This window comes from Leisingera sp. XS_AS12 (genome assembly GCF_041224635.1).
Classification (GTDB): domain Bacteria; phylum Pseudomonadota; class Alphaproteobacteria; order Rhodobacterales; family Rhodobacteraceae; genus Leisingera.
The window spans coordinates 140,138-162,152 of record NZ_JBGFGM010000111.1; the positions used below are offsets into that span (position 1 = coordinate 140,138).

The window sequence follows — 22,015 nt, forward strand, 5'->3', positions numbered from 1 at the left end:
CTCCGGGCGGTCTGGCCTGCCCGGTCAGAAAACCGGGCAGCCGCTTTCCGATATCGCACCGGAATAGACCGGGTATTCCGGCTTCGGGTTCAGAATGACGTTCTGCAGACCGGTAATGCGGTACATGCAGGCATCCGACGCCGCTTTTCCGACGTCCTTGCCGTCGACGTAGATGTCGATCCAATCGTGACCCTGGTAGCCGCTGTGGCAGGGGCCGTCCTGCGGCGACGGGCCATCGCCGCAAAGATCCTCAACAATTGCGTATTTTCGCAAACGCTCGATGTAGAAACGGGTTCCGGCGGGATAGTCCATGATGCTGCGGCCGTTTTTCTTGGCATGGCCGACAGCCAGTGTGACCGGGTCGTCATAGGTGCCGGTTCCTCCTGCCTTGCGATGGATCACCGGGCGCGCAATCTGCGCGGTTCCTGGCGGAGTATTATCCCAGTAGCTGTAGCCGGTCAGGTACATCGTCCGGCGGGCTTCACCGCTCGAGGTTTCCTTCTTGACCGGCTCTGCGCTCCCGCCGCCTCCACAGGCAGTGGTGAGAGCAACCGCCGCAAATGCAGCAAGGGGTTTCGCAATCAACTTCATCATGAGTTTTCCCGCCTAATCTGACATGTGGAAACCTGAACTGTTTCTGTTTTTTCGCATAGTCGCAAAGATGCGGGCGGGATTGTTTATCCACACGAAAATGTTCCTGCCCCGTTCTATAGCAGGAACAAGTGGCGCCGGATGGCCCGGCGCTTCCGGGGATACCCTTCGGCAGGTTGGCCTAGAGGCAGCCACCCTCTAAGGAGTGACCCCCTTGCATCGCAAAAGTTGGGCCTTATCCCTGCGGCAGCCGGCCGCCACGCCGGACCTGCAGGAGAATGGTCACCGCGTCTTCCCGGGTGACGGGAAGAACCCGCTGAGAAGCGCAGGCGCCCTGCCCGGGTCGCTGTGCCTGCGCCGCGGGGGTGCTGATCCGGGAGGAGAAGACAGGTCTTTGGCGTAGCAGCACATCGAAGGCCCCGGAATATGCTGCAGTAGCTCAGTGGTAGAGCACTCGTTTGGTAAGCGAGAGGCCGGGAGTTCAACCCTCCCTTGCAGCACCAGTTTCAGGCGTTTCGGGATCCAGCGCCATGACCCTCAGAATGGGGTGTTCCAATGGTTGTACAGGTAAAGAACGATCAGCCCTATCAAACCAGGCCCGAACAAAGAGAAGGAAATGCGGCCCAGCCAATACTTGACCGCGCTGGTGGAGAACATGTCCGCCCTGGATAGCGTGTGCGGATAAATCCACCAGAAGAACACGGAGAATGCGGCGTAGCCCAAGTATACGAGCACAGTGGTAAAACTCTCCACGCCGTCCTCCTTCTATGGTCTTTGATTGCACTATGGCTCAGCGAGCCTGAAAACATCTGCTGATTGAGTGATATTGCCCCTAAGGGAGCAGCGCAAGCACTCCGGCCGCATCGATAATGCGGCCGGCATCGAATCCCGTAAGGGACGGGTGGCTCCGTAACGATCCCGCGCGCCGGCACGGTGAACGGCGCTCCCCTGCCCCTTATGGTGCAGGTATGGCTTCCGCCCCGTGAGCCCGACAATCACGGGGCAACAGTTTTCGACACATGTTCCGCCAGCCGCCTCTCTGAGAGGCCCCCTCCATTCCTGGAATGGGGTTGGGGCACAGCTGTTCCGCTCTGCAGTGGCAATGATGATATCCCAATGTGGCTTTGAGCTTCGAAGCAATAGACAGGGTTTGCGAAAATAGCATTTGCATTCCGAGGTCATTTACGGTCTACAAGATTTGAGGCGTCGCGGAGCCTCCTGCCGACCGGCAAGTCGGGAAGACACCAGGTCACCGCTTGTTATCTGAACGCCCCACTGACCCATATCCTTTCCCAAAAGGTGTGCTTGCCGGTCAGCAGACCTGAGGAACCCGGTATGGATACTATCCTTTTTGCCGCCGACGCGGCGAACACCCCTATTTCAAAACTCAAGCAGGCCGCAAAACGGCATGCCAAGGAGAGTGGCATTCAGTTGGCCGCCGCGCTCGACCTTCAAGCTGAAAAGCTGGGCTATCAGCGGTGGGATGAAGTGATCTCGAACGCCTGGACGCTCTCCCCTGCAGGCTCGCCTCAGAATGCGCATGCTGACTACCATTTGATGCACGGCCATTGTGCTGGCGGCCCCCTGCTCATCGGCTTTCCCGCTGAAGAGGTCAGATCGGCGAACAAACTGCCGGAATTCGCCTCATTACATAGGGTTAAAGGAAAGGGCAGAAGCGAGCACACGCTGGTGTTTTACGAGATCTGCCAACTCGGGAGAAAGCTGAACCTCACAGAGAAAGACCGTGATGAGTTGCAGCCCGGCAAACCCCTCCAAGCGCAGGCACAGACTTTCCTTAGGCTGGCATTGCAGAATATGCCTAATCTTCCGGTTCTGATCGGTTTTGCACCAAAGGATGAAAGGGAGGAGGGAGATGCCAGTGGCCCTGGCTCAACGAGACCAGAGGTCCTGACCGTAAAGGACGCAATCCTTCTCGCCGCTGAAATCCCTGGCAGCAAGGATCGTTTTGAGATCGAGGTGCCTATCGCCACAGCGGCCGATGAGATTAGGGATCGTTTCAAGAGCGACGAGACATCGCACCTCTTCGGCTTCCGTCTCCAAAAGAATGGCAGTCTCCTGCTTCGCCGCGCCAGGGTTATTGATGAAGATGATGCATGGAATAGGCTGGCCACCGCGGCGAAGATGATCGCCTTATTGAACTGGACTGGCCTCTATCACCCGTCTGGTCGCGCCAAGTATAAGGCCGACCGTGATGCCAGCCAGATTACGACGAGCGGTATGGGGCAGGAATTCAACAGCCGTCCCTACGACCACCATCATATCCTTGTTGACCGCAAGTCCGGTCAAACTGTGGTGCTGAATCAGCCATACACTGGAAACAGTGGCATTGCGGAATTTGGCCTCCTCAACATGCTGAACGCACAATCCATAACGAAGGAAGCCCCTGAATTTGCCGGCTTGCAATGGGGCGGCAGGACATTGTTCCATGCGCTTGATGCGGGTGACGTAGACCTCGAGGCGATCGCACATGGTGCCATGACCGCGGCCCGGATGGTGCGCGAAGCTGACTTGAAGCGTGTTTCGCCCCAGAAGACAACGGTCAGGAAAAAAGCATCCACCCGCCGCGGCATCTGGATTACCCCGATCGAGAACCTCACGGTGGACCTGAGTAATGTGCCGCAGGAGGACAGGTATCTGCTTTCCGATACCCTGCCGGATATCAAGAAGCTGAAAACGCCCTACTGGAAGAACAAGATGAGGGCCTTCCAACAGGCAGAACACCTCTCTTGGGATATCCAAAACCGCTACAACTCCACTGGTGTCTCTATTGATGAAGTGGTTGCTGCGATCAGGAAATGTCCATTGGACGCCGATCTCTGGGGGTTCCTCGACATCTTCGATATCCACGAGGCAGCCAAGCTGGAAATCTTTCGGCGTGGCGTGGCGGCTGGAGAGCTGTATCTTGGAGACAGCATGATCAATGATGCCGGCTATTTCTGGGGCGTCCTGCATACTCGCCCCTACATGCGCTGCATGAATCATCTCTATCGGCTTCTGGTAAAGATGGAGCGGCCAGCAGAAGCGGTCCCGATCGGCCGGAAGATGTTGGAGCTCTGCCCGAATGACAATATCGGCATCCGGTTAACCATTGAAACCGTTGAAGCCGCTATCACCGACCGTGAGCTGGCCGAGGATCTTGCGAGGGTCTTTACCAATGAAGATTTGAGGGACGATTAAAGAGAGCGCGCACCATAGGGCGGAAACAAGTGTCCGCCCTCGCATCTTCGGCACTGTGTATCCACTCCTGCTCCCCAGGATGCACTTTCTGGCCCGGGAGGCGTCTCGCTTTTCCTTGCATCTTTCCTTTTTTCGCATAATCTTGCCTTGCCTCAATTCGAAAGTTGACCAGATGAGCTTCCAGGAACGCGGCCGGATGGCCTTCCCCGAATACACAGGCGCCCGCTGCTACATGATGCCTTTCATCCAGGGCCGCGGTGACAGTCTCCCTGAGGCCTTCGCCTCCTACCGCGAGGTTGTCGACCGCTTTGCGCTTCCTGACCAGGAAGGCGAGCTGGGCCTGATCACGATCGATGAAAGCTTCGTGGAAGCGGGAAGGTCTCAGCGCGGGTACGGCGCGGGCGACCGCACCATCCACACAGAGGCCTGCCTCAGCGGCGAAAACCTGAGCTGGGGCCCCACATGGGGGCCAAGCCCGTTTGTCCGCCTGGAGCGCAGCACCCGCGCCCTGATCGCCAACTCCCTCCCGGACACCTGCATGGTTTGGGATGTTGATGTGGAAGACACAACCCGCGACGGCGATCTCTCGGCCCGCGCCGATCAGTTCCCGCGGGAAGCCGGCCGCATGATGGATGCCGGCGAGGTTATCGAAATCGGGATCTTCACGCCCCATGAGCCGATCCGGCAAAGGCACAGCGGGCCCAGGCAGTTCTTCCGCATTGTGGGTCATGGCGTTCATGGCCGGGAAGACTACTTCACACGGAATGAGTACCTCGAGCGGATGGGCTTCCTGCACTGAGGCTGCTCGCAAAGAAGGAGGGCACATGTTCAAACTTCTGAAACGTACCCGAGCCCTGGCAGCTGGCCGGATCCCGGCCAGTGTTAAGATGGGCCAATGGACTGAAATCCACCCCTCCGCTTCGATCGGCGAGCGCGTCAGGCTCGGCAAATGGAGCAGCGTAGGTCCCGGCTCGGATATCGCTGAGGATTGCATCTTTGGCGATTGGGCAAAGGTCGGCAGCCGTGTCACTCTTGGCCGCGGGGTCCGTCTTGGCAGCCATACGATCATTCAGGATGATGTATCCGTTCCTGCTGGCACGGTCTTCGAAGACCACGACCTCGTGACCCCGGATGGCGTTATCGCGAACCGGACCGGTGGATCCATCACATCCCTCTTTTATGGCATATACCAGATCACCACCGTATCTGGCGTGTATCTGGTTCGCGAAGAGGCTTACGATCGCAGCGTTCTTGAAGACTTCCAATGGGGCCGATCCGACGACCTGGAGGATTGCAGGGTCCCAAGGCTCCCAGCCACACAGGAGGAGCGTGAAATGATGCTTCGCGATGCGGAAGCCGCCTGCCGGCGGGCCAGGTTCCGAGTGGTAGCTCAGGAAGACGATGGGGTAAGCCCTGATATGTAGCGGGACGATCGCATCGCCAAAATTTATCCCCCCACTCCCGCACGCCCCAAATTCACGAATAAGCTTGCTTTTGCTGTTTTTCGCAAATACTCTCCGCCTCAATAGGGCCTCCGGCCAAAGTACATTCGAGGATTATGCCAATGCCAATTCCGCAAATTCTTTTCTGGTTCCGCAAGGCGGTCCCCGCTCCCGAGAAGAAGAACTTCAACACCCAGACCGGTGTGCATTTCGAAGAGGTCGCCGAAATGATGGACGCCCTGAAGGGCGATGATGCCGTATCTGAAGCGAGCCTGGCCGCGGTGCGCAGCGCGCTGCATGACTTCGCAACAGATATGAAATCAGGCGCGGTCCAAGTGAGCGTTTCAGATCCGGTGGAGCTGACGGATGCGATCTGCGACCAGATCGTGACCGGTATCGGCGTCGCCCATATGGCCGCGATCGACATCGTCCCGGCTGTGCAGGAGGTTGCGGATTCCAACGACAGCAAGTTCGATGCCGATGGCAAACCGATCTTCAATGCAGACAAGAAGATCATGAAGGGGCCGAACTATTTCAAAGCCCGCCTGGGCCGTTTTGCCCAGCACGCAAGATTCCTGTCCGAGCCGGCCAAAGCCTGCTGAAGCCGGACATAGAGGACTGCGCCCCGGAGTGATCCCTGGCGCCACCCGGTCGGCTTGGCATGCCGCCGGGACATGGGGTGCAGGTCCCCGAATTCCTGCTTTGCCAACGTGTGATATCAGCCGCCGCGACGAAACTGCGGCCCGGGATCATGGTAACCCGGACACCTTCCATACCACCAGGAGACAGCGCCAGCAGAGCAAGCTCTGCGCTCCAATTCCATGTGACAGAAAGGACATTCCATGAACCAGGCTCAAATCGATGCAATCGCCGACGCCGTCCGCAGTGCCGTTCACCAGATGGGGATGGACCGCATCAAGGCCGGGGAGTTCTTCGGCATGAAACAGGCGCGCTAAGCGCCCCCTAGAGCAATGCTCCTGATCCAGAAAATGCGTCCGTAGCTCAACTGGAAGAGCAAGGAAATTCTAGTTCCAAGGCTGCGAGTTCGACCCTCGCCGGGCGCTCCATCATCCCTCCGATCAATAGAGAAAGCCGTCGCTATGAACGCAGAATTTCCCTGCCGCCTGCGCCTTCGCCCCGAATGCGAAGCGGATATCAAATCCCTCGAAGCCCTGATCGCTGACCCGCTCGGACCAGACCGGCTGGTCCTGGTGAATCCGGCGCCCGCGGACGCCAGCGAAAGCGCCAAGCTCATGCATCAGCTCGGCGGCATGGTCTGGGAGTTTGAAGCCCGCTCAGCAGATGAGGCCGCCCGTCTCATCAGTTGCATGGCCAGGGTTCCCGACGGGCACCGGATGCTGCAAACCATCGATCTGGCTGATGCCTTCACCGGAGACGCCTTCGACGGCGAAGCCGAGCGCGCCCAGAGGATCACAGCGCTCATCGGAGCCGATCATGACGATGCCCTGGAGGCTTACCGCATGTTCATGCCCGGCGTTGAGGCGTCTCCCGGCACGCCCTGATTCCGCAGAACACCCCGCCCCGCCATCCGCCGGGGCGGGATCAATTCTCTTGGTGTTTTCTTTTTTTCACATTTCATCGTTATGCTTCCGCTAACAATTCGAGCAGATCATGAAGGAAGTTCAATGCCTCTGAATACCGATATCCTCCGGGATGCAATCACCCACCGCCGGGCCTGGCTTGATGGTTTGATTGCATTCGCCAAGACCCACCCGCACCGCGCAGCCGACATTGAGGCAGCCTCGGGCGCGCTGAACTCGGCCCCCTCCGGCCCATCAGAGGCTGATGCGGTCTCGGCCGCCGCCGGCGTGGAACATGCGCTCCCGGTCATCCGTGAGGCTCTGGAGGCTCAAATTGCCCAGGCCGAACAGGAATGGGACGGCGATGACAGCAACGACGGCGGCTACTGGAAGCACGAGCTGCGCGCGCTGAACGGCCTGGCCTCCGAAATCAATAAGAATTCTGTGTCAGACACGTCTCTTGAGTTTGCGCTCTGAAACCGTTTACGGCAACGGCAGAAGCCTTCTCAAAGATATGACGGGCGCGTGTTGCGCGGGGCGAAGCGAACGGCTTCATTTCGCACACGCGCCCTTCCAATGAAGTTAGCGACCTACTCATCCGGCATCGACATGCCCAAATCAAATCGAGGGGCGGGCGCTCGATGATCTGCCCGCGTCGACCCGCGGGTCACCCTTCAAGCTCAAAAAATGCAGCTTGAAATTATTTTTCGCATCGCCTATCTATAGCACTGCAATCTCGCACCGCATGAACACGGCGGTCGGGATGGAATGGGAGGTGGAGGCACCTCTCAGCGCGTTTTCCTGAATCTCGCGTCGGCATTGGTCAGGCGTGAGACGGAAATCTCGATCAAATCGAGGAACAGATCGGGCTCAGGCCCGAGCCCTAGGATACGTAGGCCCGCCCTAAGGCGTGCCCGGCATCTGATTGGCGTCATTGAGGCGCGCTCTGCAAGCGTCCCCATCCACTGGGCGCTATACAGCGGGGTCGCTAGCCCCAAGCGGGGCATCAACACATCAATGCCCGTACGACGCGGGCGAATGCAAACCGGATCAGGCGGCGCACCGCCCGATCCGCAAGAAAAAAGGATACCCATCATGGGACTGAAACTGCATCACATCGACATTCACGGCTCGGCAGGCGAGCTGGACGGCCAGCCTTTCCGCCTGGAAGCGGATGATACCGGCTGGCGAGCGGAGATCGGCACAGGCGGCGGCGCCTGGCAGCACAAGAGCCCCCTTGCCGCTTCCGGCCGCCGGGCCGCTGCGGAAATCCGCAATCTGACGTACCAGGCGATTGCCGTGTACCGCCAGTTCCAGCGCGGCCGCACCTTGCACGCCTGACATTCCGGTCGTTCAATAAGAAAGGGCGCTGCTTGCAGCGCCCTTCTCATTTATGGCCCCGGATAGGTGCCGATCAGCGGCGGGTTGTAGGCAGTGTGCGGCCCCGTCAGACGTTGATCAGGATTGGTTCTGTCGCAACCTGTTCAGGGTCATAACCGGCCGCAAGCCTTGCCCGCATTTCCGCAGCCAGGCGACGATCGTATGCGGGATCCAATGAAAGGCGCCGCGGTACGTCCTGGCCGAAGATATGAAGTGCTAGCGTGCCATCCGCACTGACCCTTTCGATCATCGGATCCTCAGCGAAATACAGGTATGAGGTGTCCTCTCCGGGGCTCGCATACACGGGCGTGACGCAAATCAGCCTGCCGTTTTCCTCAATCACAGAATGGAAAACAAACCCATGCCCGTTCTGCCACCATCCGTGAATTGCCTTTCGACTGCCGTTCCAGTCGTTGCGCTCCATCAGGACCGCATTGTCATGGCAGCACAGATGCAGCATGCCATTCTGCTCCGCAAGCTCCCAGCGCGGGATCGGCTGGAAGTCCAGCTCGAGGATGTGGCTGAGCACTCTCTCATCATGTTCGGTGTAATGAATTTCAAGCAGGTCACATTCTGCCAGAAGTTCAGAAGCAAGGGTCGACACCCCTTTAATGCCCTGGTCCAAGCGCAAGACTCCAAATGAGCCACGATGTGGCGATGCTGTAATATGCTCTGTTGTTTTTCGCAAATAAAGCAAAATATGATGGCGATTGATGATTTTCGCATTTTCGCTGAGCGCAGGTAGGCTGCTCAAGTATCAACTGCTGGGCCGGAACCAGCAGCTAAAGAGGGACGGCTCACGCATGAAGACTTACCATCTGTTTCAATTTCACATGTCCGCAGAGCAACAGGCCCGCATGGACGCCGGCGACACGCATGTGCGGACCGCGGCCATGAAAGCAGGCCTGGGCCAAATCGGCGATGCTCTTGCGATGAATATGTACCGCCACGTGGCCAGCCTGAAAGCGCTGGATGAGGATGAAGCCTTTTTGAAGGCCCGAGCCAAGGCAAAGACCAGCTGCGCCGCGGGCGATCGCTTCGAGGATCAGGGAAAGGGCACCCGCGAAACCGGGGTCGGGGACATTGTCATTGATGTCGAGGACGGAGACGCGTGGGTGCGGGCACCTTCGGCATGGGAAAACCTCAGCTGGGATCGGTGCGCGAAGTTTTTCATGATGGCGCATGAGCTTGAGCTCACAGACCCGGAGCCGGAGGACACCTCTCTGGAGCCAGCTCTGTAAACCCGGCGCCGCTGTGACACCGGAGATCATCTTCATGCTCGCGGCGATTGTTCCGGCCGCAGTCGGCTGCCTCATGCGGAAACTCCCTTGGGCCGTTCCTGCCGCTCTCGCGACGGCCGCCGCGGGACTCGCCGGCTATTTGCTCTGGCTTGCCCCCGATGCGGGGCTTGCAGGCATTGGCCTGGCCATAATCGCGGTCTGCGCGCCCGCGCCCGCTGCCATCGCCCTGCTCACTGGATACTGGCTCGGCCGTGCTTTGTCCGTGCGGGGGCCGCGCAGCACAAATGACCTTGCCGGACCACGGTCGAGCTAGTTTTCCCTTTTCTCGCAAAACCAGACGTGTTAGCCAGCCGCAACATTATTCGCATTTCTCCAGGCGGGATCAGGAATGTCTCATCAGAAACGCCTTGTGGTCTTCAGTGGCGCCGGTCTTTCGGCCGACAGCGGCATCTCCACATTCCGGGGTGAGGATGGCACTTGGGCCAGCCACAGCCTGGATGATGTGTGCAACATCCGCAGCTGGAAGCGCAATTTCGACCTGGTCCATCGGTTCTACAATGATCTCCGGACCGGCCTGCAAGCGGTGCAGCCGAACGCCATGCACAAGCTGCTCGCCGACTGGCAGAGACGCTTCGGCGCGGAGTTGATCACGCAAAACATCGACAATCTCCTCCAGCGCGCTGGAGCAGCAGACGTGCTCCACCTGCATGGATCCCTGCCGGAGATGAAATGTGAAGCCTGCGGGCGCATCTGGCAGATCGGGCTCCGCGAGTGGGATCAGGGCCGGGAACGCTGCACATGCAATTCGCGCAAGGGCGTGAAGCCGAACGTCATCTTCTTCGGCGAAACCGCCCCGGCATATTTGCAGCTGCGCAGGACCATGAAGGCCCTGAAACGGGATGATGTTCTGGTTGTGATCGGCACGGATGGCGCGGTGGTGCCGATCGGCTCCTTCGCTGCCGAGGCGCCCTGCCGAACATTGATCAACACCCTGGCACCCGTCCCCCAGGAGCGCTGGCGCCCGGGCATGGTCAAGCCGGAGATGTTTGACCGAACCGTGTACCGCCGCGCGGTCGAAGCGGTGGATGAAATTGATGAAATCGTGACGGCCTGGATGAAAACCAGCCCCGTCGAAAACACCTTCCCTGAGGAGTCAAAATGACCAAGAGCAATGAGAAAATTGAAGTTGGGGATTCCATCCGCCATGCGAAACGCAACTCCCGGTACCGCGTCTTCAGCCGCCTGACTGTGCCGCTTGCGGATTTGCAGGACGAGGCCCGGATGTGGCTCAGCGAAACGGATGGTTCCTCCCCTGAAGAACGCGGGCTGAAACTGCAGCCCATTGGTTCAATCGATCCTGCCCGTACGGAACGGTTCCGCTTGAATGTAATGGTGCAAATCGATGAAGAAACCCGGTTGCAGCAGGCAGCGAGCGGGCAGTCCGAAATTGATGTCTACGCTTACATGAGCCTGGATCACGCAGGCCAAAACTTCGTGCGGCCGGTCTGCGAGTTTACGGACAGCAGATTTTACTGCCTTTCGGATGACCATCCGGCTTCGTGGACGGTCCAGTCCCTTTTCCCTTCCGAGCAGCGGCAGGTTTTTGAGGATTTCAAGGCGGTGAAATTGGGCGCTGATGCGGAGGGTACTCTCCTCGAGGCAGTAGTGCGCGGCTATTCGGGCAAACTGGAACCCAGCTCCGTGGATAGGACAATGATTGCCGCTCATCTCTCTGAAGAATTTGCCGGAATGGGCATCGCGGACAAGTTCTACCACGAGTTCAGCCCCGAGGAAACACTCGCGATCGAGGAACTGTGCGACCTGCAGGATCTTAGCCCGAGCGCCGTCGTGCGTCAGGCCTTGCGCCTGTATCAGTCGCAAGTGAAGGGGCCTCTGCCCGGACCTGTCACGGGTTGCATGGGCGACTGACACGACCAGCCGGACGCCTCTCCATGGCGGGCGTCCGGCTTTAACTTCCTGACGCATCCGTCTATTCGGCTTCACAAAAGTCCGAATCGAGGGATGACCATGCCAGCCTGCGCGAACTGCGACGCCCCAGAAGCCGCCTCCTTCTCAGATGGCCGGCTCATTGATGGCGGGTACGGGCAATTCGATGAGATCAGTCTGGTCTGGCTCGATCGCAGCGCAGCCGTTGAGGGCGCGCTGTGTGATGCATGCCTCGAAAGCCTTCTGACCCAATCGGCCATCGAAATCTACGATGAGCCGGGCATGTTCGAGGCGGGGCGCCGCCCCGGCCTGGCCGCATACCAGGCGCTTTTTGAGGCCGGCGCGGACCGCATTCGGCACAGCTTCCATGATCTCAACGGAACAAGGGTGTATGCCAGCCGCCCCCTGGGCGGCGATGGCTGGAAGGCCATAATTGAGCTGCGCGCGCAGCTCTGCAATGACGACACCTTCAGCGAAGTTGCCCAGCGTGAACACAAACAGCCCGGCATCCTGGCGCTGCGCACTGGTGAGGCTCACGCGATCTCCGCCATTGCCCTGGGGTATGGGGAAGAGGATCCGGGCTTTAAACAGGCTGCGGCGCAATGGGCGGCACGCCGCGTAGAGGTCGATGAAAAAATAGAGCGCAACCGACAGAGCCTGCTTGGACCCATGATGTAGGGATGCTTCCTCATCTCCACAGAAACGCAATCCTTAGATTCCATAAGTGTTGAGATGCAGTAGGTCAGTATCCGGATCGATACTATATGTAGGGGTAGTTCGTGATGGGGAAGAACTACGGCTTTGTGGCCTCCTTCCCAAGCGGTCAGGCTGCCTTAGTCTTGCCGTAGCGATCCTTCACATCGGCAATCGCGGCCGTCAGCTGCGCAATCTCAATATCGATCGCGGCTATAGCCGCATCCAATTCCTTCTTCCTGGATCTGAAATGACGCTCATTCAATCCTTCTTGCCGCAACCGCCGCAGGCGCTTTTCATCATCGAAAGCAGCTTTAAGACCTTCTTTGGCGGGTTTAATCTGCAACTCATAAATGCCTGAGATCTTGTGCTTCAAGGAGCGGATTTCAGAGGAGATGTTATCGCGGCGGCGCTCCAGGCTCTCCTTCTGAGACACAGTTTGCTCAAGACCGAACCAGCCAAGGACGCTATCGTCCTTAATTTTGCGCCCTTTATTCCCGAAGAAGCTCTTTGAACTTCGATGCCAGCTATCGAGGCTTGCGCGAACATCTTTCATTTCATCGTGCAAGGACGATTTGCGTTCGCGCAGTGGGTTCAGAATTTCATAGGCTGTGTTCTTTGCCTTTTGGTGCTTTCGAACCTCCGCCCTGAAGTCTCTGGTGAAAAGAGCCGCATCAGCAATGGCTTGTGCTCGCGCTTGTTGCGCTTCGGTGTATCGCGCTTTCGCGGACACGAGCTCTTCTTCGAGGGGGGCTATGTGCTTCGAATGATACCTTCGCCACGGTTTGCCGAGTTTCCAGACACCCCAGAACACTGCAAGCAGCCCTAAAAAAACAAATGCCGCTGGCATCGCTCTACTCCAAATTACTTAACTATATGCTCAGCATATGTGTTTCTGGACATGTTTTGAAGTCAGCCCATTTACCTGTTCACGCGTTTTTCTTGGATCCAACGGCCCCCAATACAATATGCTGGAACCAGTCTACAGCCGCCCCAGCCGAGCCCTGAGCTTCCACACGCACTCAGGCCCCACCCCTGCGGCGGTAGGCAATATTTTTCGCAGCAACCCTTTTTCAGTATGCGAAAATATATTAGAGTTCCTTCTTAACACCTTAGAGCAACCGCGTTCATCAAATAGGATATCTCGGCATGAGCAAGAAATTCGGAACCGTACTGATCGCTGGCGGCGTCGTATTGATCGGTGCCATTGGCGCCGCGGCGCTGCTCTCCCCTTCAACGCACGCTGACGACAAGCCCTATGTGCGGATCCAGCCGCCAGAACCTGTCGCACCCCGTGCGAAGGACTACACCGCGCAGGTGATTGACCAATGCCTTTCGTCGACCGACCTGTCGTACCAGGAGTGCGCCGAGATCGCACCGGAGGTGACTGAGGACCTGGTAAGCATCCGGCCCCACCCTTCTCAAAATATTTGCGAAAACGAATATGGAGTCGGTGCATGCCATCAAGACGGCGCCGGTATGTTCCTGCCGATCGCCGCCATGCTGATCGCGACCGAGCTCGTCGATGAGGTCGGCGACTACTACGAGAAGAAGACCCGGGCAGGCCACACGGGCGTGCAGCCCATTCGCACCGGCAAGCCTGCAGCTTCGGATGGATCCGCGAAGAGCTGGTCCGCCGCCTCGGCGTCCAAGCCAGCGGCTCTTTCCAAGCCCGAACCGAAGACGATGCCCGCAACAGGCGGCTCAACCGAGAACTGGGCGGCGACATCGCGCAGCGTGCCCGCAACCGCCCCGGCCTCAAAGCCGGTAAGCCTCTCAAAGCCCGCTCCGGCCGCAGCGCAGAAACCCGCGGCCTCCCCGATCGCCCCAGGCGCGGCCAAAGCTGCCGCCGCAGGCGGCTCTGCAGATACCTGGGCAGCGACATCGCGCAGCGTGCCCGCAATCGCTCCGGCCACAAAGCCGGTGAGTCTTTCAAAGCCCGCTCCGGTCGCAGCGGCGAAACCCGCCCCCACGACTGTGCCTGCCGCTTCGCCTTCCGCAGTGCCTGTTCAGAAGAGCGCTCCGAAACCGCAGAAGCCTGCGGTCAAAAGCGCGCCCTCTCAACGCCTGCGCGCCACGCCGAAACGGCAGAGTTCTTCGAGGAGCTCAACGAGAAAGTCTGGCGGCAGCAGCAGCCGCAGGCGGCGCTAAATGCGCGCCAAAGCCTGAACCAGGGGCCAGCCACCAGGCTGGCCTTTTATTTTGGGCAGGGCGCCAGGCGGCGCAGATATATCGAATGAACGGAAAGCGGTACCAGGAGGTTATGATGCGTATCGGGAATGTGGAGAAAGAACTTCTGAAAAAGGCGCTGCTGGATGGCAGGCTGACAGGGATGGCCCGCGCAAGGCGCGCCGAGCGCGATGCACTCGAGCGGCTTCAATCCAAAGGGCTAATGCATGAAGCGGGTGGTATCTGGTTTCCTACCGGCGCCGCGCAAGAGCTGATGTCCTGAACGCCCGCGAAGGTCGCGAGCGGTCCTGGGAGCCCCTGCAAACAAGAACGGGCGGCCAAATCTCTCCGGCCGCCCGTTTCAGCTCTTCGAAGCCCCTTAGGCTGCCGCGGGCAGTCTGCCCAGAGACTGCTGGAACGCCTGGAAACCGATCCGCTCTGACGCAATGTAGTGCAGCTGCATTCCGGTCAGGTCATGATCGTCAGGCAAATGGAACACATGGGCCTTCTGTTCCCGGCAGCGCGTTCCCACGAAGACGGCGCCCAGCCGGTCGAAGGCGGCCTTGGCCTCCCCGGCCGTGATCTTCAGGGCGCCCGCATCCAGCGCGAAAATCGTGCTATTGACCTGAGCGGAGGACAGATCAGTCAGAGCTTCCGCGGAACCGGGGTCCTGAACCTCCCGCACCAGAATGCCAACCGATTGGCTGACTTCACAGACCGCGCCGGTATGGGCGCGCAGCAGTTCTGCCTTCTCCTCGTCATCAAAATGCGCGACCAAATGCAGGTCTTCATTCAGGGCCGCGACAGCCATACCCGCGGCCAGGGTCATGTCATCGTTGTCCGCATAAACGAGCACGTTTCTGGCGTTCTGAACACCGGCCCGGAGCAGGTCTTCCTTGCTGGACAGAGATTCAGCGCGCACGAAGGAGATTTGGCTGTGATCGATGTTCACATCCTGCCGCGCAACGAGGATGAGGGGGCCGCAGCGCTTATTCCCCGCCTTGATCTCATCGATCATCTTGCGGGTCCGCACCGGGTGATATCCAATCAGGACGGTCGCGCCCTGAACGTCGCTGTAATCGCCGTTACCGTTCATTCGTTTTCTCCAGATCTGCGCAAATGCAATGCCGACTTTCGCAAGCATCAGCGGGGTAATCGTCAAGCTGCCAGGCACCAGCCACAGTGCGACCACCATTTTTCCCCAGCTGGTCAGAGGCGATAGGTCACCGTAACCAAAGGTCGAGATTGAAACCATATAGTAGTAGATGAACTCCACCGCCGGGGTGAGATGGCCCTCGCCCGCGAGCCAGAGACCGGCCCAAGTGAAAGCGGCGTGAATAGAAAACATGGCCAGCAGAACCTGCCAGCGCATCTCTGCGGCCATTACATAGAGCCGCAGCACCAACTGATTGATCATTCCCTCACCCAATTTGCGAAAATTATTTTCATAATATTTCAACCGGTCCCAGGCGTGTCAATCATATTGTTTTTCGCATCTACTTGTTCCCGGCGGACTTGCCGGGAACCCAGCGGAAGTTCCGCAAGGTGCTGAGGGCATAGATGCCCCCGCAGCAAATCAAGACGCTCCACAGGATGGATTCTTGAAGAATGCCGGCCGCGGCGGCGAAGAAAAACGGCCCGCTCAGGAGGCCGCGCAGGTCGCGTTTGAGCCTTGCACCGCATTTGGGGCAATCGAATTGCCCTGGCTTCAGCTGCCCGCCACAAATCCCGCATCCGATCATGCTCGTCTCCAATAAAAAGGCTTTCCCGGGCGTCGCCGGATTGTTCCGCACCTCAAATCTACCACCGTTCAGCCTGAAGCAGGAACGCCAGGCTGCGTGGAAATTGTGGATAACTGAATAGATTTCTTCTTCTTTTCGCAGGCCCGTGCTGAACTGAAGGGGCAACAGCAAGGAGGTACGCCATGCGCAATATCCTTTCCTCCACCCTCAGCACGCGGGGCATGTCCTTTGACCGCCTCCGCTCCGGGCCCAGGGAGGGCTCTGAGCTGAACGGCCTCTGTTGCGGCTGGGAGATCCCCCGCCTCGACCCGGGATAATCTCCGATCCGGGCCCGCCGGGCCATGACCCCTGCGATCTCTGATCGCATGAAAAAGGCCGCGTCATCTGGCGCGGCCATCGCTATCCGGAAGCTTACGCAAGAAATGCGAATAATTTATTTGCATGCCAGTGGAAAATCGTGCAACTGTCCCGGCCATGGGACGGGCAGCATTGTTCGAGATGCCTGGCCAAGCACATTGATTGAATAGAGACTGACATGCCTGATTACTGCCAGCGCACGGATTCCCTGCGCTCTGTCGCTTCTGCATTTCCAGCCGACTCCATCCCTGCCCCGTCAAAAGGCGAACCGCGCAGCTGTGCGAAAAACCGCAGGGCGGGTGATGGGCTGCATCAAACAGCAGGTATCGTCAAAAACTACTGCGCTCCTCTGATTGAGCACCTGAACCGCGGCATGACAAAGGGGCAGATCCCCCTGCCCGTCCTGGACGCCGCCTTTCTTGCCTTGGAGGCTCTCAAGGATGCAGACCTCCCTGGCGCCGGTTGGCGTGTGGTAGCGGGCCGCATCACCATGATCGAAGGATCAGGATCGCTGTATCAGAAGGGGTTCTGGCTGCAAGCCGGCGATGGCCGAATTCTGGATCTGAACCGCCCGGACCTGGACGGCGGCATCCGCGTTACCAGGGCGGAAGACAGCCTGATCGCGGAATACCGTTTTGAAAAGGCGCTTACCGACCGCAAGACCAGTCCTCTCTACCGGATCTGGAAGGGCGAATTCGAAGGTTACACCGAATTTGCCAGCCGGGCCGTCATGCGCAGCGCCTATGAGGGAATGAAGCAGGAGGTGGCTCAGGCGCTGGCCGCCTCTCTGTCCGACGGAAACGTTGACCGCCATTAGCCCTTCTGGTTTTCACGCTTTGCCGCGATCATCACTTCAATAGTTGAGGAGATCCCGCGTGAGCCCCCAGAGAAATCTCATCCCCGGCCCCTGGCCGGTCCCGGCACAGGCTGCTGAGCGCCCGGTGCGCCTGGAGCGTTCCGATGGAACCGTTCTTGATGCATTTGCGGATTTCGAAACAGCAATCCGCTACCGTGAAGAGCAGGAACTGGGAACCGAGTGGGAGATCCGGGATGCCCGCGGAGAACCCACAGACATGGACCGGATGCTCCTCCTCGGGATGGTGCTGCGGGACCATCTTCGGTCCATCTGGCGCCACAAGCAATTCGATCTGCTCCTGCATGGAGAAGTGCGAAAATTGCCCTGCGTTTCTTGCGATGGCCTGCAGGACGTCTCCGCCCTGAGCGCCGCAGCGGCCCTGAATGAGGCGGGGCATGACAACTGGCGCGCCGTCACTGGCCTTGTTCATACCGGCGGCGCCAGCACGAAACACGCCTGGCTGGAGCGCGAGGACGGGCTGATACTCGACTTTATGGCCGACAGGTTCGGCCGCGGCCCTCTGGCGCTCATTGAGCCGCACGACCGGCAAGAGGCACAATACGAAGCCGCAGGAAGCCTTGCAGAGCATGATGAATGGTCGCCTTGGACAGAAAGGCTTCCCTCGAAAATAGCCGCCATCCTCCCGGAGCCGGAACCGGATCTCGCACCCGCAATGTGACAATGCGAATAACCGTCGCGCGACGCTCTAATGCCATCTCAAAGGGTGTGTTAATGGGCTATGATCATATGGCCCTCTTAGGGGAAGCATCTGTGGTTTTAACTAACATTTTAGTTACCCGATTTGCGAAATTCGGATTGCCAAATTTGGGGGGATTGGATAGTCTCACCTCACACGCTGACAGCTTCCCATCTGCGGGTATCTACCAGCGGTTTTTTCTTGTACCCGTAGTAGCTTTTACCTGCCCCAATAACCGCGTGCCATCCGGGCCTGACGTGCGAAGAACTGATAAGGACGTTGAAATATGCTTACGACTGCCATGCATTGCGACGGAGACCAGGAGCGTATGGGATACGCAGACTTCCCTATGATCTCCCTGTTCGAAAGCAACGCATCGCGCCTTTCCGATAATCAACGGCGCTACCTGACCCTCCCCATTATCGCGGATGCTATCGACATGAACCTCTCCGACCCCGGGCTTCTCGGCGCGGTGGAGGCCCTGGTCAATGCGGGCAAAATTGAGCGGCGGGCTCATTTCGTCGATGCGCAGGACATCGTCCATGACTTCGATGCGGCAACCTATGAAGAGGCAATCCGCCAAGGAAAGTTCAGCCACCCGGACACCGGCGAGGTGATCCATGGCGTTGACTTTCTGGCCCCTTACTGGGCAGTTCCGTCAGCCGCCTCCTGATCCTCACAAGTCTCGACCCGGGGGTGCCAGATTGTCCTCATTGCCCTCGGGAGACCCGCTCAAACAGCTCTTCAGCTCAAGCACCTGCTCCTCCAGGTGCCGCACCCTGTCAAGGGCGCGGGAGAGAACGTCAACGCTCTCAGGGTTTCCGGACCCGCGGCGGTAGTTTGCATAGATTTCAAAAAAGGTCTTCTCGAACTCACTGCCCCTGAGCAAGTCGATATAATTGGCATCCCGCAATGCCTGGTCATCGGCTCGCCGGATCGCCAAGCTCCGGGCGTCGGAGAGCGCCTCTTCGAGGATCCTGCAGCGCGCCATGAGAGCGGCATCACGCGCCCCGGCCCCAATTTTGGCCGCCAGGACCTCCAGCAAACCCTCGTGCAGGATCTGGTCCTGCGCCTCCTCGGAGGCTTCGGCCCCATATTGTGAGATGGCAGCCGCGCGCACGTCTTCGAACGCCTCTTGAAGGGACGGAAAGGCACGGATCGGCAGTCCGGCCTCGCCCACAGAGGACACCGGAATTCCACGCGCCATCGCCGCACCGGCCAGCATCAGCTCATGCGGCGTCGGGCTCCTGCGTAAGATAAGCCCGCGAAATCTCTTGAGATCCGCCATATCATCAATGGGCTGCACTGTGATGCGGTTGCAGGCCTGCAGTTCCCGCGCAAAGCCGCCCTGCCTGCACCATGCATGATCCGGGTGGCCGGGTGCGGGCTGGGTGATGCCATAGGTGTGGGCGGGGAATGGCATGTGCCAAACGCCTTGCAGGATCGACTTTAGGCTTCGGGCTGCGGCCGCAAGCTCAGCTGGGTCCAGCCGCCCCTCCTCTGCAGACGCAATCAGTGGGTCAAAGATGGCCGCGGCCAGATCATCCGGCTCCTCCCGCTCATTGATTACTCCGGACCGGGCCGTTTCCATCTGGCGGATCAGCCCATCAATGAACTGCCGCGCCTTCCTGCTGCCGGTCTCGAATTCAGGCTGGCCATCGCCGCCCAGGAGGCGGGTGCAAAGTTCCTCTGCGGCTTGCCGGAAGCCATCGCCTCGCAGCTGCGCAAGAATATAAGAGAACTTCCGGGCTTCACGCATGATATGTCTTCCACGCCTCTTTCCAGGCCGCCGCCAGATCGAAGGTTTCACCTCCGACTTCAAGAACGGGGCGTGTTTCAAATTCGTGCCGGCACCGCGAGCACCGCAGCAGAAAGTAGCTTGGGCCGCCGCCGCTCGGCGGCTCGATTTCGCTCATGCGCACCCGCGCACCGCATCGTCTGCAGGCGCAGGGTGCAAAGGGCGCGCAATCCCATCGCGAGATCCCCACGATCTCCGGCGCGGGCGCGCCGCGGCGGCGGCTCTTGCGAGGCTTTGCTCGTTGCGAAGCGCTCATCGCTGCTCTCCTGGCATGCCGCCAGCGGATGGCTGCTGCCCCGTCCGCATCACGCCATCATCGGCACAGCATTGCGCCTCTCCATGAAACTGCGGACACGCTCATCAAACAGAATGTGCCGCTCCTCCACGGGCGCCGCCAGGGTCAGCCCGCTCAGCCGCGTGGCCCGGCTGAGAGCAACATAGGCCTGCCCGGGGGCAAAACTGCCTCGGGTGTCAACATGCAGACTGTCGAGCGACATGCCCTGAGAGCGGTGGATCGTAATCGCCCAGCCCGGCAGCAGCGGAAGCTGCCGGTAGGTCCCGACCACGCGGCGCTCCATAGTGCCGTCGGCCGAAGCCTCATAGCGGACATTCTCCCACTTGTGCTGGGTAACAGTGACCTCTTCACCGCTGTCGAGCTTAACGACCGCCACGGGGCGGGTCTTGCTGTCCCGCTCGCAGCGCACAAGCGTACCCGCAGATCCGTTCGTGTAACCGGCCTTCATATCATTTGCGCAGATCACCACCCTGGTGCCTGGCTTCAGCATCATCTTTGGCGGCACGCGCATCATGCGGGGATCGAATGTGTCCTTCACCTCGCCTTCGATGCGGTATCGGCCACCCGGGAGACGGTTCATTGCCTCGATGTTGATGCGCGTCGCCGCATCATTGGTTGCCACGAGGCGGGTTGCCCCTGCTTCTGGCGGCCCTACACGACTGTTGATCAGGGAGAGGTCAGGCACCTGCCCCTTGCGCATCTCATTCAGCCATGCGGCAAACTCGAGATCGTCAGCTTGGCGGTGAATGCTGGTGAGTTCGACCTCCTTGAGCCCGCTCCAATACCTGGATTGGAACGCAAAATGATTTCCGGCCCCGTAGAGTGAATCCAAAGCCTGCAGTTCATGCCTCGGGATGACCGGCGGCAGCTGGGCAAAATCCCCCACCACGATAAGCTGGTATCCCGCGAAATCCCCGAACCCGCGCGCAGCGCCGAAGAGGCGGTCGCGGATACCCTGAAAGTGGTCAATGCGCGCCATGGAGATCTCATCCAGGATGAAGCATTTTGCCAACCGGATCCGCTTCTTCACGCGGTCATCCACACGCAGATCATGGGGCGTGTGGATCTTGCCGCCCAGTCCGAAAAAGCTGTGCAGCGTCTGCCCGCCGATCATCTGCGCCGCATTGCCTGTGGTTCCCAGATGGACCGTCACACGGTTCGGATTGCGCCGGGCAAACTCCCGGATGACTTCAGACTTACCGGAACCAGCCCCTCCGGTCAGAAAGACAGATTCCCCATGCCCCATCAAATCGAGAGCCTTTTCCTGATCTGAGGAAAACTTCATTGCAGTATCCATTTTTCGCATATTGGCAACACGCTACATAGGTGGTAATAAATATTCAACTTTCTTTTTCGCATTCCGGCTGCAAGTGAGCCAGATTGCACAGCTTTTCGGGCAGGAGGCCCCAATTGTTCATCACATTCGAGGGCGGCGACGGGTCAGGTAAAACAACCCAGGTCCGCAAGCTGGCTGAATACCTTGAGATTCAGGGCATTGAAGTCGTCACCACGCGGGAACCTGGCGGCTCAATCGGGGCCGAAGAGATCCGCGCCCTGCTGCTGTCGGGCGACGTGGACCGGTGGTCGGCGGAGAGCGAGCTGCTTCTGTTCACGGCCGCGCGGCGTGACCATCTCGAAAAGACCGTATGGCCAGCGCTGAAGCGCGGCGCCGTGGTCATTTCAGACCGGTACGTCGATAGCACGCGGGTCTACCAGGGTCTGAGATCAGCCGAACTGCGCGACAAGGTGGACCGGCTGCACGATCTGATGATCGGATATGATCCGGCCCGGACCTTCATCCTGGATATCGACCCCAAGGCCGCCCTCACGCGCGGCATGGCGCGGCTTGCGAAGTCGGGCGTTGATGAGGATCGGTTTGAAAATATGGGCCTCGAGTTTCAGATGCGTCTGCGCTCGGGTTTCAAGGAAATTGCCGCGTCCGGTCCGGGCCGGTACCGGCTGATCGACGCTGCGGGCGGCGCCGATGAAGTCTTCTCCCGGATTTGCGAGAATCTTCCGCAAGACTTGCGGGATCTCTTCACCTCACCCGGCTGTGAGCCGACATGAC

The 22,015-nt window shown here is 59.2% G+C and carries 26 protein-coding genes and 2 tRNA genes; 19 read left to right on the forward strand and 9 right to left on the reverse strand.

Going from position 1 to position 22,015, the window contains the following annotated elements; all coding sequences use genetic code 11:
- Positions 1-24: 24 nt before the first annotated feature.
- Positions 25-594, reverse strand: a complete 570-nt coding sequence (locus tag AB9K35_RS17325) for a hypothetical protein (RefSeq protein ID WP_369927974.1) — start codon at positions 592-594, stop codon at positions 25-27.
- Positions 595-1,019: 425 nt separating this feature from the next.
- Between AB9K35_RS17325 and AB9K35_RS17330 the strand changes: the two genes are divergently transcribed.
- Positions 1,020-1,094: transfer RNA gene (locus AB9K35_RS17330), tRNA-Thr, on the forward strand.
- Between the two features lie 34 nt (positions 1,095-1,128).
- Here AB9K35_RS17330 and AB9K35_RS17335 read toward each other — a convergent pair.
- Positions 1,129-1,344, reverse strand: coding sequence for a hypothetical protein (locus AB9K35_RS17335; protein WP_369927976.1), 216 nt, complete (start codon positions 1,342-1,344; stop codon positions 1,129-1,131).
- 582 nt (positions 1,345-1,926) lie between these two features.
- On the opposite strand from AB9K35_RS17335, the gene AB9K35_RS17340 reads away from it, so the two are divergent.
- The 8 genes from AB9K35_RS17340 to AB9K35_RS17375 all read left to right on the forward strand — a co-directional run bounded on the left by AB9K35_RS17340 (position 1,927) and on the right by AB9K35_RS17375 (position 8,113).
- Positions 1,927-3,789, forward strand: a complete 1,863-nt coding sequence (locus AB9K35_RS17340; RefSeq protein ID WP_369927977.1) for a hypothetical protein — start codon at positions 1,927-1,929, stop codon at positions 3,787-3,789.
- Positions 3,790-3,961: 172 nt separating this feature from the next.
- Positions 3,962-4,588, forward strand: a complete 627-nt coding sequence (locus AB9K35_RS17345) for a hypothetical protein (protein ID WP_369927979.1) — start codon at positions 3,962-3,964, stop codon at positions 4,586-4,588.
- Positions 4,589-4,613: 25 nt separating this feature from the next.
- Complete coding sequence (locus AB9K35_RS17350) at positions 4,614-5,213, forward strand: hypothetical protein (protein ID WP_369927980.1); 600 nt, start codon at positions 4,614-4,616, stop codon at positions 5,211-5,213.
- A gap of 140 nt (positions 5,214-5,353) precedes the next feature.
- On the forward strand, positions 5,354-5,833 hold the full coding sequence (locus AB9K35_RS17355) for a hypothetical protein (protein ID WP_369927981.1): 480 nt from the start codon (positions 5,354-5,356) through the stop codon (positions 5,831-5,833).
- A 389-nt stretch (positions 5,834-6,222) separates the two neighbouring features.
- Positions 6,223-6,298: transfer RNA gene (locus AB9K35_RS17360), tRNA-Arg, on the forward strand.
- A gap of 33 nt (positions 6,299-6,331) precedes the next feature.
- Entirely contained in the window at positions 6,332-6,754 is a 423-nt protein-coding gene (locus AB9K35_RS17365; protein WP_369927983.1) for a hypothetical protein, read from the forward strand.
- Positions 6,755-6,877: 123 nt separating this feature from the next.
- Entirely contained in the window at positions 6,878-7,249 is a 372-nt protein-coding gene (locus AB9K35_RS17370; RefSeq protein ID WP_369927985.1) for a hypothetical protein, read from the forward strand.
- Between the two features lie 618 nt (positions 7,250-7,867).
- Complete coding sequence (locus tag AB9K35_RS17375; protein ID WP_369927986.1) at positions 7,868-8,113, forward strand: hypothetical protein; 246 nt, start codon at positions 7,868-7,870, stop codon at positions 8,111-8,113.
- A 106-nt stretch (positions 8,114-8,219) separates the two neighbouring features.
- On the opposite strand, the gene AB9K35_RS17380 is transcribed toward AB9K35_RS17375, so the two are convergent.
- On the reverse strand, positions 8,220-8,906 hold the full coding sequence (locus tag AB9K35_RS17380; protein ID WP_369927988.1) for a hypothetical protein: 687 nt from the start codon (positions 8,904-8,906) through the stop codon (positions 8,220-8,222).
- Positions 8,907-8,955: 49 nt separating this feature from the next.
- Between AB9K35_RS17380 and AB9K35_RS17385 the strand changes: the two genes are divergently transcribed.
- From AB9K35_RS17385 to AB9K35_RS17400, 4 genes are all read left to right on the forward strand, one after another.
- A complete protein-coding gene (locus tag AB9K35_RS17385; protein WP_369927990.1) occupies positions 8,956-9,393 on the forward strand; it encodes a hypothetical protein in 438 nt (145 codons plus the stop codon).
- 388 nt (positions 9,394-9,781) lie between these two features.
- A complete protein-coding gene (locus tag AB9K35_RS17390; protein ID WP_369927991.1) occupies positions 9,782-10,555 on the forward strand; it encodes an NAD-dependent deacetylase in 774 nt (257 codons plus the stop codon).
- Positions 10,552-11,322 carry a hypothetical protein gene (locus tag AB9K35_RS17395; RefSeq protein WP_369927993.1) on the forward strand — a complete coding sequence of 257 codons (771 nt, stop codon included), beginning with the start codon at positions 10,552-10,554 and terminating at the stop codon, positions 11,320-11,322. Before AB9K35_RS17390 ends, AB9K35_RS17395 begins: the two co-directional genes overlap by 4 nt.
- A 93-nt stretch (positions 11,323-11,415) precedes the next feature.
- A complete protein-coding gene (locus AB9K35_RS17400) occupies positions 11,416-12,018 on the forward strand; it encodes a hypothetical protein (protein ID WP_369927995.1) in 603 nt (200 codons plus the stop codon).
- Between the two features lie 145 nt (positions 12,019-12,163).
- Here AB9K35_RS17400 and AB9K35_RS17405 read toward each other — a convergent pair whose 3' ends face one another.
- Positions 12,164-12,883, reverse strand: a complete 720-nt coding sequence (locus tag AB9K35_RS17405; protein ID WP_369927996.1) for a hypothetical protein — start codon at positions 12,881-12,883, stop codon at positions 12,164-12,166.
- A 299-nt stretch (positions 12,884-13,182) separates the two neighbouring features.
- Here AB9K35_RS17405 and AB9K35_RS17410 point away from each other — a divergent pair, with 299 nt between their 5' ends.
- Positions 13,183-14,184, forward strand: a complete 1,002-nt coding sequence (locus AB9K35_RS17410) for a DUF1190 domain-containing protein (protein WP_369927998.1) — start codon at positions 13,183-13,185, stop codon at positions 14,182-14,184.
- Between the two features lie 115 nt (positions 14,185-14,299).
- Positions 14,300-14,485 (forward strand): hypothetical protein, encoded by a 186-nt coding sequence (locus tag AB9K35_RS17415; protein WP_369928000.1) that lies wholly within the window; start codon positions 14,300-14,302, stop codon positions 14,483-14,485.
- Between the two features lie 96 nt (positions 14,486-14,581).
- On the opposite strand, the gene AB9K35_RS17420 is transcribed toward AB9K35_RS17415, so the two are convergent.
- Together AB9K35_RS17420 and AB9K35_RS17425 are read right to left on the reverse strand one after the other, a co-directional pair.
- Complete coding sequence (locus AB9K35_RS17420; RefSeq protein WP_369928002.1) at positions 14,582-15,661, reverse strand: potassium channel family protein; 1,080 nt, start codon at positions 15,659-15,661, stop codon at positions 14,582-14,584.
- Between the two features lie 37 nt (positions 15,662-15,698).
- The gene (locus tag AB9K35_RS17425; protein ID WP_369928004.1) at positions 15,699-16,115 is read right to left on the reverse strand and encodes a hypothetical protein; all 417 of its coding nucleotides are present in this window, start codon (positions 16,113-16,115) and stop codon (positions 15,699-15,701) included.
- 559 nt (positions 16,116-16,674) lie between these two features.
- On the opposite strand from AB9K35_RS17425, the gene AB9K35_RS17430 reads away from it, so the two are divergent.
- The 3 genes from AB9K35_RS17430 (at position 16,675) to AB9K35_RS17440 (ending at position 18,527) form a co-directional block, all read left to right on the forward strand.
- The gene (locus AB9K35_RS17430; RefSeq protein ID WP_369928006.1) at positions 16,675-17,118 is read left to right on the forward strand and encodes a hypothetical protein; all 444 of its coding nucleotides are present in this window, start codon (positions 16,675-16,677) and stop codon (positions 17,116-17,118) included.
- Between the two features lie 58 nt (positions 17,119-17,176).
- Positions 17,177-17,836: a hypothetical protein gene (locus tag AB9K35_RS17435; protein WP_369928008.1), complete on the forward strand. Its 660-nt coding sequence runs from the start codon at positions 17,177-17,179 to the stop codon at positions 17,834-17,836.
- Positions 17,837-18,203: 367 nt separating this feature from the next.
- Positions 18,204-18,527 (forward strand): hypothetical protein, encoded by a 324-nt coding sequence (locus AB9K35_RS17440; protein WP_369928010.1) that lies wholly within the window; start codon positions 18,204-18,206, stop codon positions 18,525-18,527.
- Between the two features lie 3 nt (positions 18,528-18,530).
- On the opposite strand, the gene AB9K35_RS17445 is transcribed toward AB9K35_RS17440, so the two are convergent.
- The 3 genes from AB9K35_RS17445 to AB9K35_RS17455 all read right to left on the reverse strand — a co-directional run bounded on the left by AB9K35_RS17445 (position 18,531) and on the right by AB9K35_RS17455 (position 21,232).
- Positions 18,531-19,613 carry a hypothetical protein gene (locus AB9K35_RS17445; RefSeq protein WP_369928012.1) on the reverse strand — a complete coding sequence of 361 codons (1,083 nt, stop codon included), beginning with the start codon at positions 19,611-19,613 and terminating at the stop codon, positions 18,531-18,533.
- Positions 19,606-19,770: a hypothetical protein gene (locus AB9K35_RS17450; RefSeq protein WP_369928013.1), complete on the reverse strand. Its 165-nt coding sequence runs from the start codon at positions 19,768-19,770 to the stop codon at positions 19,606-19,608. Before AB9K35_RS17450 ends, AB9K35_RS17445 begins: the two co-directional genes overlap by 8 nt.
- 187 nt (positions 19,771-19,957) lie before the next feature.
- Positions 19,958-21,232 (reverse strand): ATP-dependent RecD-like DNA helicase, encoded by a 1,275-nt coding sequence (locus AB9K35_RS17455; protein ID WP_369928015.1) that lies wholly within the window; start codon positions 21,230-21,232, stop codon positions 19,958-19,960.
- 125 nt (positions 21,233-21,357) lie between these two features.
- Here AB9K35_RS17455 and tmk point away from each other — a divergent pair, with 125 nt between their 5' ends.
- The gene (tmk, locus tag AB9K35_RS17460) at positions 21,358-22,014 is read left to right on the forward strand and encodes a dTMP kinase (RefSeq protein ID WP_369928017.1); all 657 of its coding nucleotides are present in this window, start codon (positions 21,358-21,360) and stop codon (positions 22,012-22,014) included.
- Position 22,015: the final 1 nt, after the last annotated feature.